This is a genomic window from Erwinia sp. E602, from assembly GCF_018141005.1.
Classification (GTDB): Bacteria; Pseudomonadota; Gammaproteobacteria; order Enterobacterales; family Enterobacteriaceae; genus Erwinia.
The window spans coordinates 2,449,623-2,461,824 of record NZ_CP046582.1 but is presented as its reverse complement, the minus strand read 5'-3'; the positions used below and the strand labels follow the sequence as shown (position 1 = coordinate 2,461,824).

The following is a 12,202-nucleotide window of genomic DNA, read 5'->3' as shown; positions in this document are numbered from 1 at the left end:
CCGCCGTCGTTCGCCTGAGCAGGTCAGGCGAGGGAGTCGTTACGCGGTCACCAGCTGGGAGATGGCGTCTTTCGCATCGCTGGCCGCTTTAGCCGCCACTTCCGGGCCGTAGCCGATACCTTCAGCAAACACGAACTGCACGTCTGTCATGCCGAGGAAGCCAAGGAAAATGGTCAGGTACGGGGTCAGCAGGTCGTTTGGCGTATCTTTATGAATACCGCCACGGCTGGTCAGCACCACCACTTTCTTGTTCTTCACCAGGCCTTCCGGACCGTTTTCGGTGTAACGGAAGGTCACGCCCGCACGGGCAACCAGATCGAAGTAGTTTTTCAGCTGGGTAGGGATGTTGAAGTTGTACATAGGTGCTGCGATCACGATGGTGTCGTGCGCCTGCAGCTCTTCGATCAGCGCGTCAGAGAGCGCCAGCGCCTCTTCCTGGCGTGGGGTCAGGGCCACGTCGGACGGACGCAGCGCGCCGACCAGCTCACCATCCAGCACCGGGATTGGGTTCGCGGCCAGGTCACGCACGGTAACGTCGTCGCCCGGATGAGCAGACTGCCACTCTGAAACCAGGTGGTCGGCCAGCTGGCCAGACTGTGAATAACCGGCGAGGATGCTTGATTTCAGAACGAGTACTTTGCTCATGGGACTGTTTTCCTGTTATTAGAAGCGACTGCCTGCCGCCGAATGTCAGACACTTTACTGCCTGTTGGCGAAATGTGTAAGTGCGAGTTTTCGATGTCTATATTCGAAAAATCTGAATAAGAGTATCAGCACCGCTTCTGCGCTAAGTGGTTGTCTGTGCTACCATACGAAAAATTTTTTATTGCCAGGATCAATCCGGCTGCCGCCCGGCGGCACCGCGTGAGTTAGAAACCCTATGTCTGAGAAACCACAATCTGTTCTGACCCCGCTGTTTGACCGCCTGCCGGCGCTGATGCTGCGCGACGGCCAGCGGCTGCAAAAGCGCCTGCACGGTGCGAAAAAAATCAGCAATCCGGCCGCGCTGCAGGCGCTGCTGGGCGAACTGGAGGGCGAGATCGCCAGCGCCGAGCAGCGTATCGCCACGCGCCGCGCCGCCACGCCGACCATCCGCTACCCGGAAAACCTGCCGGTCAGCCAGAAGAAGCAGGCGATTGCCGAAGCGATCCGCGACCACCAGGTGGTGATCGTCGCCGGTGAAACCGGCTCGGGTAAAACCACCCAGCTGCCGAAAATCTGCCTCGAGCTGGGCCGCGGCCTGCGCGGCCTGATCGGCCACACCCAGCCGCGCCGGCTGGCGGCGCGCACGGTCGCCGACCGTATCGCCAGCGAGCTCGAAACCAGCCTCGGCGGCTGCGTCGGCTATAAGGTGCGTTTCAACGATCAGGTCGGCGAGACCAGCCAGGTCAAGCTGATGACCGACGGTATCCTGCTGGCGGAGATCCAGCAGGACCGCCTGCTGATGCAGTACGACACCATCATTATCGATGAGGCGCACGAACGCAGCCTGAACATCGACTTCCTGCTCGGCTACCTGCGCGAGCTGCTGCCGCGCCGCCCGGATCTGAAGGTGATTATCACCTCGGCGACCATCGATCCGCAGCGCTTCTCGCGCCACTTTAATAACGCGCCGGTGATTGAAGTCTCCGGCCGCACCTATCCGGTGGAAGTACGCTACCGCCCGGTGGTCGATGACGCCGACGACAGCGAGCGCGACCAGCTGCAGGCGATCTTCGACGCGGTGGATGAGCTGGGGGACGAGAGCCCCGGCGATATTCTGATCTTTATGAGCGGCGAACGGGAAATCCGCGACACCGCCGACGCGCTGACCAAACGCAACCTGCGCAATACCGAAATCCTGCCGCTCTACGCACGCCTCTCTAACGCCGAACAGAACCGCGTATTCCAGTCGCACAGCGGGCGGCGCATCGTGCTGGCGACCAACGTGGCGGAAACCTCGCTGACCGTGCCGGGCATTAAGTACGTCATCGACCCCGGCACCGCGCGCATCAGCCGCTACAGCTTCCGCACCAAGGTGCAGCGCCTGCCGATCGAGCCGGTGTCGCAGGCCTCGGCCAACCAGCGTAAGGGCCGCTGCGGCCGCGTGTCGGAAGGGATCTGTATTCGTCTCTACGCCGAGGACGACTTCCTCAGCCGCCCGGCGTTTACCGACCCGGAGATCCTGCGCACCAACCTTGCGTCGGTGATCCTGCAGATGACCGCGCTTGGCCTCGGTGACATCGCCGCGTTTCCGTTTGTCGAAGCGCCGGATAAACGCAATATCCAGGACGGCGTGCGGCTGCTCGAAGAGCTGGGGGCGCTGACCGTCAACGACGTTGGCCACTATAAGCTGACCGCCTCCGGGCGTTCGCTGGCGCAGCTGCCGGTGGATCCGCGGCTGGCAAAAATGGTGCTGGAAGCGCAGCGCTTTGGCTGCGTGCGCGAGGCGATGATTATTACCGCCGCGCTGTCAATTCAGGACCCGCGCGAACGCCCGTCCGACCGCCAGCAGGCGTCGGACGAGAAGCACCGCCGCTTTGCCGATAAAGACTCGGACTTCACCGCTTACGTTAACCTGTGGAACTACCTTAAGGAGCAGCAGGCCGAACTCTCTTCAAGCCAGTTCCGCCGCCAGTGCAAGCTGGACTTCCTCAACTACCTGCGCGTGCGCGAATGGCAGGATATCTACACCCAGCTGCGCCAGGTGGTGCGGGAGCTGGGGATGCCGGTCAACAGCGAACCGGCCCCGTTCCGCGAGGTGCACTGCGCGCTGCTGACCGGCCTGCTGTCGCATATCGGCCAGAAGGACGCGGAGAAGCAGGAGTTTACCGGCGCGCGCAACGCCCGTTTTGCGCTGTTCCCCGGCTCCGGCCTGTTTAAAAAGCCGCCGAAGTGGACGATGGTCGCCGAACTGGTGGAGACCAGCCGCCTGTGGGGGCGCATTGCCGCACGCATCGAGCCGGAGTGGATTGAGCCGCTGGCACAGCACCTGATCAAGCGCAGCTACAGCGAACCGCACTGGGAAAAAGCGCAGGGCGCGGTGATGGCGACAGAGAAGGTAACGCTGTACGGCCTGCCGATTGTCGCGGCGCGTAAGGTCAACTACGGTCAGATTGACCCGGTGTTGTCACGCGAGCTGTTTATCCGCCACGCGCTGGTGGAGGGCGACTGGCAGACCCGCCACGCCTTCTTTAAGGCCAACCTTAAGCTGCGCGAGGAGGTGGAAGAGCTGGAGCACAAGTCGCGCCGCCGCGATATCCTCGTCGACGATGAGACGCTGTTTGGCTTTTACGACCAGCGCATCGGCCATGAGGTGGTCTCCGCCCGCCATTTTGACCAGTGGTGGAAAATCGCCGGCCGTGAGGACCCGGAAAAACTGAGCTTTGCCCGCGAGATGCTGATCCGCGACGGCGCGGAAAACGTCAGCAAGCTCGATTACCCGAACTTCTGGCAGCAGGGCAATCTTAAACTGCGCCTCAGCTACCAGTTTGAACCGGGGGCCGACGCCGACGGCGTCACCGTGCACGTGCCGCTGCCGCTGCTCAACCAGGTGGAAGAGAAGGGTTTTGAGTGGCAGATCCCCGGCATCCGCCGTGAGCTGGTGATTGCGCTGATTAAATCGCTGCCGAAGCCGTTACGCCGTAACTTTGTCCCGGCCCCTAACTATGCCGAAGCCTTCCTGGGGCGCGCCACGCCGCTGGCGCTGCCGCTGCTGGAGTCGCTGGAGCGCGAGTTCCGCCGCATGTCCGGCGTTACCCTTGACCGCGAGGCCTGGCAGTGGGATCAGGTGCCCGATCACCTGAAAATCACCTTCCGCGTGGTGGACGAAAACAACCGCAAGCTGGCGGAGGGCAAAGATCTGCCGGCGCTAAAGGAGAACCTGAAGGGCAAGGTACAGGAGACGCTGTCGAAGGTTGCCGACGACGGGCTGGAGCAGAGCGGGCTGCATATCTGGAGCTTTGGCAACCTGCCGGATCACTTCGAGCAGAAGCGCGGCAGCTACAGTGTGAAGGCGTGGCCGGCGCTGGTGGACGAAAATGACAGCGTGGCGATCCGCCTGTTTGACTCGCAGCACGAACAGCAGAAGGCGATGTGGCGCGGCCAGCGGCGACTGCTGCTGCTTAACATCCCGTCGCCGATCAAGTATCTGCATGAGAAGCTGCCGAACAAGGCCAAGCTTGGCCTCTACTTTAACCCCTACGGCAAGGTGCTGGACCTGATCGACGACTGCATTGCCTGCGGCGTCGACAAGCTGATCTCTGAAAACGGCGGCCCGAGCTGGCAGGAAGAGGGCCACACGCGGCTGCACGACAAGGTGCGCGCCGAACTGAACGACACCGTGGTCGACATCGCTAAACTGGTTGAGCAGATCCTCACTGCGGTGTTCAACATCAACAAGCGGCTGAAGGGGCGAGTGGATATGTCGATGGCGCTGGCGCTCTCCGACATCAAAGCGCAGATGTCCGGGCTGGTCTATCGCGGTTTTGTCACCGGCAACGGCTGGAAGCGCCTGCCGGATACGCTGCGCTATCTGCAGGCCATTGAACGCCGGATGGAGAAGCTGGCGGTCGACCCGCACAGCGACCGCGCGCGCATGCTCAAGGTTGATTCGGTACAGAAGGCCTGGAGCCAGTGGTTTAACAAGCTGCCGCAGCAGCGCCGCGACGATGCTGACGTGCAGGAGATCCGCTGGATGATTGAAGAGCTGCGCGTCAGCTTCTTCGCCCAGCAGCTGGGCACGCCGTACCCGATTTCGGAGAAGCGTATTCTGCAGGCGATGGAGCAGGTTGATATCTGACCGGATCGTACCAGGGTAAGGCCCGCTGTAGCGGGCCATTATTTTATTAATTATCGGTAAGGGCTACTTTAAGTTCAGTCGGCGTCAGCTCAGGGTGGTCCTGACAAATCGGCTTGATGATTTTCTCAAATATCTCGGCGACGATATAGCCTGTAGCCCGGCGGTACTCTATATATTCCTGTTCTGAAATCTGATTTCTGATATCAATAAGATCCTGCTGCAGTTGCCGGGATGCTTTCAGCTGTTTTTTTAACATCACTTCGGCCAGCGTTTTATCTTTAATTAACATGGTTACTCCCGGATCGAATTTTTATAGAAAAGATCAGAAATTTGCTGCGCTCAACTTATTCAGTTCCGTATTACCGTTGACCACATTATAAAAGGTCAGCGAGGCGTCACTGAATTCGATCTGCTTTTCGGTACGGCGCTCGTTGAGTCGCATCGGTCTGGAGACCTGAACACAACCATTTTTGATATCCATCAGCTTGACGACGTATTCACCGACAGCCATCTCCAGCAGTTTAAGCTGCTGTCCGGCGGGAATAAAGGCGGAGCGGGCGAAGTTTTTGCTCTGTTTATCCGCTACACGGCTGACTTTTACATAGATATCCTGCTGATTTTTGCTGTTGTCCAGCCGCAGCGACGAATGGCCCTTTTTCTTCTCTTTCTGCTGCAACTGCCGGGCCTGAGCCGGCCAGGGTTTACCATCCGGTGCCAGCGTCAGCGGCGGAGCGCAGCCGCTTTCGGTCCACGGCTGATAGCTACGCACCGGCGCTTCCCGGCCGGCAAAGGTATCGGCTACGGCCACCGGTGCTAAAAAGAGTGAAGCCAGAGTGGCAATTGTCAGAGTAACAGCGGGTCGGGTCAGGTGTGCAGTCAACCCCCTGTGTGCAGAGGCTGGCGTACAGGCGGCAGACGGTTGGGACAGTGGGCAGAGGTTCAACTTCCGTTCCCTGAAAGGTTGTGCGCAGTTTAATTATACACTTTGGCATTAGAAAAACTTCACCGTCACTTCACATGGCGCGGCTAAAGTGCAGCTTTTCCCTGTTCAGAAGAGTATCAGACATGACGCTTATTTTAAAATCGCCGCCGGAACTTTTTTAGGCATGCTGGGATTTTTGGCCGTTTTAGTGGCGGTTGTTTATTTTTCATTCGCAGCCACCAGTTGTGCGGACAAGACCGCCTGTGGTTCACTCAAGCCTACGCAGGCTGCGAATGTGACCCGTCCTGAATAGCGTTGAACTATGGCAACGCGCTGAAGAGAATCCCATTTTCCCATCGGCAAATATCGTCCGCTAACTCGGTTTTGTCTGGCAGTTAAAGGCTGACTAACCCGGTCCGCGGCTAAAGGATGTCATTCGATTTTTGGATTTTTTACTAACCGCCACTTCATTAAGCGCAGAACTGAACGCGGTATAATAGCTGCGGCGCTTGAGGCTTTTGCCTCATAGCCGTTGGTAGCAGTGCTGATTTGTTGTGAGGCAGAAAGCAGAAAAGCCCCGAAGTTAATTTTCATTAACCCCGAGGCCCCTGTATGCATGAACAACATCAGGATAGCCTCTTACCCGCCGCAAGGCAAGGAGAAGACGGCCATGAAACTGCCACGCAGCACCTTGATCTGGTGCCTGTTAATTGTGTGCGTAACACTATTGATATTCACCGGTCTGACGCGAAAATCGCTATGCGAGGTACGCTACAAGGACGGGATCAGGGAGGTGGCAGCGTCAATGGCCTGCAAATCCGGTAAGTAGCAACCTGGAGGCGGGGAAACCCGCCTTTTCAGGGCTCTGATGGAGTCAGGCACCACAAGCGCTTTTTGAAGGCTCTCCGGTAAAATGGAGAGCCTTTTTGTTGTGACCTGCGGATCGGACTGTTAAGCCTGGCTGCAACATAATGCCCGCCAGGATGCACGCTGGAAGAGGGCGCTATCGTGCCGGGCATGCAGAACTCACTGCTGCGCCAGCGCCTCCAGACTATCCCGAAACGCCGTCACCGCAATCGCGCGGTTATCCGCCAGGTAGCGGTCTTTCGCCGCCGGGGCCGAGCTCTGCACCGCAATCAGCTGCCACTCACCGTTCACCTTTAGCAGCAGCGGCGAACCGCTGTCGCCGGGCAGGGTGTCGCACTGGTGCGACAGCACGTTTTTCTGCGCCCAGCCGGTGACCAGGCAGTCGCTGTGCGAATAGAGGTTGTCCAGATGATCTTCCGGGTAGCCCGCCTGGGTGACTTTACGGTTGCTGGCCTTCAGCGCGGCGGTTAACTCGCTGCGCGTGCCGCTAAACAGCGGCACCGGCGTAATGCCGGAGGGCGGATTACGCAGCACGATCAGGCCGAAATCGTAGGGCGCGGCGGAGGCCGGCACGATCCACCCGTCACCGTCGGCCTTCAGCTTTTTGCCCAGCGCCGGATCGACGCGGCCTTCGATATCGTGGATCTCATAGCGCCAGCCGCGCTTGCCGCCGGTGATAAAGCGCAGCGCCACGGCGGGATCGGGCTTGCCCGGCGGGGCCAGCAGACAGTGGCCGGCGGTCAGCGCCAGGTGCGGGGCGATCAGCGTCGCGCTGCACAGGTTGCCGCTTTCGGTCTCCAGCTGGCCAATCGCATCCCAGGGCGCAGCGCCCGAATTGCTCACTTCCTGACGATCGTCATGGCCAAAAAACAGCGTTTTGGTTTCATTATTACTGCGGGCATCGTCATCGGCATGGGTGGTAAATGAAACAGCGAAGCAACCCATTAATAGCACAGCGGTCAGGCGCATATTGTTCTCAGGCTGGAAGGGATTCAACAAGTGATAACGCGGGTGTAATAACTATAGACGCAACGCGTTAAAAAGGGGAGATTATTTTGATATATCAGCGTGCTACGGGGATTACAGGTAGAAGCTGGCAGCAATAATTCCGCACAGGATCATCAACCCCAGAATAATTTCGAACAAGTAGCGTCGGCCCATCATTCGAAACTCCTTAAAAAAACACCCGGAAAATCCGGGTGTTTGAGTGGGACATTCAGCCGGGGTGAGCGATTCACCCCTCAGTCAGACTTACGCTTTTGGAGCAGATTTTTTCGCTTTGTGGTGTTTTTTAGCAGCCTGGGCTTTCTGAGCTGGTTTAGCCGCGGCTTTGTGGTGCTTCTTAGCCGCCTGCGCTTTCTGAGCAGGTTTTACTGCTTTGTGATGCTTTTTAGCAGCCTGGGCTTTCTGTGCTGGCTTAGCCGCGGCTTTGTGGTGCTTCTTAGCCGCCTGCGCTTTCTGAGCAGGTTTTACCGCTTTGTGGTGTTTTTTAGCAGCCTGGGCTTTCTGTGCTGGCTTAGCCGCGGCTTTGTGGTGCTTTTTAGCAGCCTGGGCTTTCTGTGCAGCGGCTTTCTTCGCTTTGTGATGCTTTTTAGCGGCCTGGGCTTTCTGTACGGCGGCTTTCTTATGGGCTTTATGATGCTTAACAGCGGCTTTCGCCGGGGCAGCGGCCGGAGCAGCGGTAGTGGCAGCAGCCGGGGTAGTGGTGGCTGGCGCGGCGGTGGTTTCAGCAGCGAAAGCGACTGAAGAGATACCCATTGCAGCGGCTACAACCAGAGCAAATAATTTTTTCATCGCAAAACCCTCAAGTGTTTAGTTCATTTGTCAGCCCACTGCGGGGCCGGTGAGAAGACTATAAGGGATGGCGTGTTGGCTTTCCGTGAGTGATTGGTATCGGCGTGTAACCTAATGTACAACGTGGCCGAAAGGCGTAAATATCGCGTCTGGGCAGACAGCCAACGTTCGCTGCCTGCCCGCAGCTCAGTTACAGATAACGCTGCTCAAGGTGCTTACGGAAGTGCGCCGGGTTAAGGTCTTCGCCGGTGGCGTTCTCAATCAGCTGGCGGGTGCTGAAGCGGCTGCCGTGCTGCCAGATATTCTGCTGCAGCCAGTCAAACACCGGCTGCAGTTCGCCCTGGCGGATCATCTCATTGACCTGCGGCAGCGCGCGCTGCAGCGCCTGGAACAGCTGTGCGGCGTACATTGCCCCCAGCGTGTAGGTCGGGAAGTAGCCGAAGGCACCGTCGGTCCAGTGAATATCCTGCATACAGCCGTTGCGGAAGTCGCCGGTGGTGTCCAGCCCGAGCAGCGCCTGCATTTTCTCCTGCCACAGCGCCGGAATATCCTCCACCTCGATTTCACCGGCTACCAGCGCACGTTCGATCTCATAGCGCAGGATCACATGGGCCGGGTAGCTCACCTCATCGGCATCCACGCGGATCAGCCCCGGTTTCACCCGCTGGTTCAGCGCAATAAAGTTGTCTGCTGCCAGCGCCGGCTGGTCGCCCAGCAGCTGTACCGCCAGCGGCTGCACCAGGCTCAGGAACGCCGGGTTGCGCCCCAGCTGTTTCTCAAAGAACAGGCTCTGCGATTCGTGGATGGCGGTGGAGCGCGCCAGCGCCACCGGACGCCCGGCCCACTGTTTTGGCAGGTTCTGTTCGTAGCGGGCGTGGCCGGTTTCATGGATCACCCCCATCATCGCGCTGATAAACTCCGCCTCGTTATAACGGGTGGTGATGCGCACATCTTCCGGCACGCCGCCGCAGAACGGGTGGGCGCTGATATCCAGCCGCCCGGCGTTAAAATCAAAGCCCAGCAGCTTCATCACCGCCAGCCCCAGCTGCTGCTGGGCGGCCTGCGGGAAGGGGCCATCCGGGCGCTGCACCTGCTCAGTAGCCTGTTTATCCACCACCCGCTGCAGCAGGTCCGGCAGCCACTGTTTCAGGTCGCCGAAGGTGCGGTCCAGCATGGCGCTGGTCATGCCCGGCTCATACAGGTCGAGCAGCGCATCGTAGCGCGAGCAGCCGTTGGCCTGGGCGCGGATCTCCGCTTCTTCGCGGCTGAGCTTAACCACCTCCTGCAGGTTGGCGGCAAAGCCCTGCCAGTCGTTGGCCGGGCGCTGCTGCCGCCAGGCGTGTTCACAGCGGGAACCGGCCAGCGCTTTGGCCTCCACCAGGCTGGCTGGCAGCAGCGAGGCCTGCTGCCAGCTGCGCTGCATCTCGTGCAGGTCGGCGCGCTCCACGTCGTCCAGCTCTTCCTGCTGCGCCTGCTGCAGCCACTCGCCCACCTGCGGCGCGGTGAGGATCTCATGGCGCAGCACGCTCAGTTCGGCCAGCGCTTCACCGCGCGCGCGGCTGCCGCCGGCGGGCATCATGGTTTGCATATCCCAGCCGGCGATGGCGGAAAGATGGCCAAAGCGTGACAGGCGCAGGAAGGTATGGGTTAAACGGGCATAAGCTGAAGACATAATTATCCTTATTAATGAACAGGTTCAGACATTGCGTAAGGGTAGATCAACCGGCCAGCAAAAGCGAACGCTGGCACCGCCCAGCGGGCTGCTGTCGATGGTGACGGTGCCGCCGAAGGCCTGCGCCACCGAGTGGACGATCGCCAGGCCCAGCCCGCAGCCGCCGGTGGCGCGGTCGCGGCTCGGGTCGAGGCGCACAAAGGGTTCAAACACCCGCTCGCGTTCTTCGGCAGGGATGCCGGGGCCGTCATCTTCCACCTGCAGGCAGGCGAGGTGGCCGTCAAACCACAGGCCCACCCGCAGGCGCCCCCCGGCATAGCGCAGCGCGTTGTTGACCAGGTTATCCAGCACCCGCTCCATCAGCCTCGCGTCGGCCACGCCGGGATTCTCGCGCTGTGGCGTGTCGAGTTCGATGGTGAACTCCGGGTGCACCAGGCGGAAGTCCAGCAGCCGCTCCTCCAGCCAGTCGGCCAGATCGAAGGCCTGCAGATTCAGCTCCACCCGCGGGCGGTCGAGGCGTGCGTAGGTCAGCAGCTCTTCGATCAGCGCCTCCAGCTGGCCGATATCACGATTCAGCGCGGCGGACTCTGCGGCGCTCAGATTGTCGCTCATCTCCAGCCGGTAGCGCAGCCGCACCAGCGGGGTGCGCAGCTCGTGGGCGATGCCGTCGATTAGCTGTTTCTTACTGGCGACCAGCGCGTTGATATTGTCCGCCATCTGGTTAAAGGCCACGCCAACCCGCAGCAGGCTCGACGCGCTGTCAAAATGAATGCGCTCGTCAAGGTGCCCCTGGCCGAAGCGCTGTGCGGCGTTTTCCAGCCTGAGCATCTCCTTCCAGTGCGGGCGCATCCAGATAAACACCGGGAAGGCCAGCGAAATGCCGATCAGCGCCAGCAGGGCGATATCGAACATCCGCATCTCGTGCAGGTAGAACAGATAGGGGATTGGCCCGACCGCCAGCACGTAGTGGCTGCGCGGAATGTGCTGCAGGAAGGTGTACTCATCGTCCAGCGCGACGATCTCCCCGGCGCGCAGCCGCTTCAGGGTGGTCGGGTCAAGCTGATACTTGTTCATCGGCTCGATATGCAGCTTAAACGACAGGTTAAGATCGAGATTCTCGATGGTTTTGTTCCAGTCGCGCGGCGGGATCTCGCGCAGCTCGCTGCGCATCAGGTACAGCGAGCTTTTCATCAGGTCATCCATCGACTGACGGCCGGCGCGCTCGGCGGTGAACTTGTATACCAGCCCGACCAGCATTGCCATCACCAGAAAGCAGACGAACAACAGCAGATAAAACTGTATAAACAGCTTTCTCATGGCTGCGCGTCCCAGGCATGCGGCGCAAACAGATAGCCGCGGTTGCGGATGGTTTTGATACGGTAAGGTTCGGTGGCGCTGTCGAGCAGCTTTTTGCGCAGGCGCGATATCGCCACGTCAATGCTGCGATCCATACCGTCGTAGCTGACGCCGCGCAGGGTTTTGAGCAACGCGTCGCGGTTAAGCGTGCTGCCGGCGTGGGTCGCCAGCTCCCACAGCAGGTCAAAATCGGCGGTGGAGAGCGCAATCACCTCGCCGGAGAGGATTACCTGGCGGTTGACCGGATCAATGCTCAGGGTGCCGAAGCGCAGCATCTTCTGCGCGGAAACCGTGGGCGCGATATCGTCGCTCTGGGTGCTGTTGCCGGCCTGGCGCAGATGCAGGCGCAGGCGTGCCAGCAGCACGGCGGGCGGGGTGGTTTTCAGAATATAGTCGTTAGCGCCCATCTCCAGCGACAGAATATGGTTCATATCGCTGTCCAGCGAGGTCAGCAGCACGATCGGCCCGCGCCAGCCGCTGCCGTTGCGCAGGTCGCGGCACAGGGTCATACCGTCTTTGCCCGGCAGCATAATATCCAGCATCACCAGGTCCGGCTCGTGGGCGGCAATGGTGGCCTCGGCCTGGTCGCCGCGCGGCTCGACGATCACCTCGATGTCGTGGCGGCCGAGATAGGCGGCAATCAGTTCACCGACGTCTTTGTCATCTTCTACAAATACAATTTTGTTCATAACGCCTTCATGCCTGCGCGGAGGGCCGCGGCCGTTTCGTCAGGAGTTTGACGAGGGTCAGGATTGTCACTCTGCTGGCTAGTGTATAATGGCTGTGGAATATGTCATTATATTCGTCAGTG

At 59.9% G+C, this 12,202-nt stretch carries 11 protein-coding genes and 1 pseudogene; 3 read left to right on the top strand and 9 right to left on the bottom strand.

Going from position 1 to position 12,202, the window contains the following annotated elements; translation table 11 throughout:
* Positions 1-39: 39 nt before the first annotated feature.
* Positions 40-645 (bottom strand): FMN-dependent NADH-azoreductase, encoded by a 606-nt coding sequence (locus GKQ23_RS12610; RefSeq protein WP_212408393.1) that lies wholly within the window; start codon positions 643-645, stop codon positions 40-42.
* 235 nt (positions 646-880) lie between these two features.
* Between GKQ23_RS12610 and hrpA the strand changes: the two genes are divergently transcribed.
* The gene (gene hrpA / locus GKQ23_RS12605) at positions 881-4,780 is read left to right on the top strand and encodes an ATP-dependent RNA helicase HrpA (protein WP_212408392.1); all 3,900 of its coding nucleotides are present in this window, start codon (positions 881-883) and stop codon (positions 4,778-4,780) included.
* A gap of 46 nt (positions 4,781-4,826) precedes the next feature.
* Here the strand turns inward: hrpA and GKQ23_RS12600 are convergent, their stop codons facing one another.
* The 3 genes from GKQ23_RS12600 to GKQ23_RS12590 form a co-directional block, all read right to left on the bottom strand.
* Positions 4,827-5,069 (bottom strand): hypothetical protein, encoded by a 243-nt coding sequence (locus tag GKQ23_RS12600; protein WP_212408391.1) that lies wholly within the window; start codon positions 5,067-5,069, stop codon positions 4,827-4,829.
* Positions 5,070-5,102: 33 nt separating this feature from the next.
* A complete protein-coding gene (locus GKQ23_RS12595) occupies positions 5,103-5,588 on the bottom strand; it encodes a hypothetical protein (RefSeq protein WP_212408390.1) in 486 nt (161 codons plus the stop codon).
* Between the two features lie 546 nt (positions 5,589-6,134).
* The gene (locus GKQ23_RS12590) at positions 6,135-6,296 is read right to left on the bottom strand and encodes a hypothetical protein (RefSeq protein ID WP_212408389.1); all 162 of its coding nucleotides are present in this window, start codon (positions 6,294-6,296) and stop codon (positions 6,135-6,137) included.
* A gap of 18 nt (positions 6,297-6,314) precedes the next feature.
* Between GKQ23_RS12590 and GKQ23_RS23880 the strand changes: the two are divergent.
* Together GKQ23_RS23880 and GKQ23_RS12585 are read left to right on the top strand one after the other, a co-directional pair.
* Positions 6,315-6,464: pseudogene (locus tag GKQ23_RS23880) on the top strand (DUF5431 family protein); the annotation flags it as partial.
* Positions 6,406-6,531, top strand: coding sequence for a type I toxin-antitoxin system Hok family toxin (locus tag GKQ23_RS12585; protein ID WP_304437885.1), 126 nt, complete (start codon positions 6,406-6,408; stop codon positions 6,529-6,531). The pseudogene GKQ23_RS23880 and the gene GKQ23_RS12585, both read left to right, overlap by 59 nt.
* Before the next feature lie 197 nt (positions 6,532-6,728).
* On the opposite strand, the gene GKQ23_RS12580 is transcribed toward GKQ23_RS12585, so the two are convergent.
* From GKQ23_RS12580 to rstA, 5 genes are all read right to left on the bottom strand, one after another.
* On the bottom strand, positions 6,729-7,538 hold the full coding sequence (locus GKQ23_RS12580; RefSeq protein WP_212408388.1) for a serine protease: 810 nt from the start codon (positions 7,536-7,538) through the stop codon (positions 6,729-6,731).
* Between the two features lie 282 nt (positions 7,539-7,820).
* The gene (gene asr, locus GKQ23_RS12575; RefSeq protein WP_212408387.1) at positions 7,821-8,363 is read right to left on the bottom strand and encodes an acid resistance repetitive basic protein Asr; all 543 of its coding nucleotides are present in this window, start codon (positions 8,361-8,363) and stop codon (positions 7,821-7,823) included.
* Between the two features lie 190 nt (positions 8,364-8,553).
* Entirely contained in the window at positions 8,554-10,035 is a 1,482-nt protein-coding gene (locus GKQ23_RS12570; RefSeq protein ID WP_212408386.1) for a carboxypeptidase M32, read from the bottom strand.
* A 24-nt stretch (positions 10,036-10,059) separates the two neighbouring features.
* On the bottom strand, positions 10,060-11,352 hold the full coding sequence (gene rstB, locus GKQ23_RS12565) for a two-component system sensor histidine kinase RstB (protein WP_212408385.1): 1,293 nt from the start codon (positions 11,350-11,352) through the stop codon (positions 10,060-10,062).
* Positions 11,349-12,080, bottom strand: a complete 732-nt coding sequence (gene rstA, locus GKQ23_RS12560) for a two-component system response regulator RstA (protein ID WP_056238159.1) — start codon at positions 12,078-12,080, stop codon at positions 11,349-11,351. Before rstA ends, rstB begins: the two co-directional genes overlap by 4 nt.
* Between the last annotated feature and the right edge of the window lie 122 nt (positions 12,081-12,202).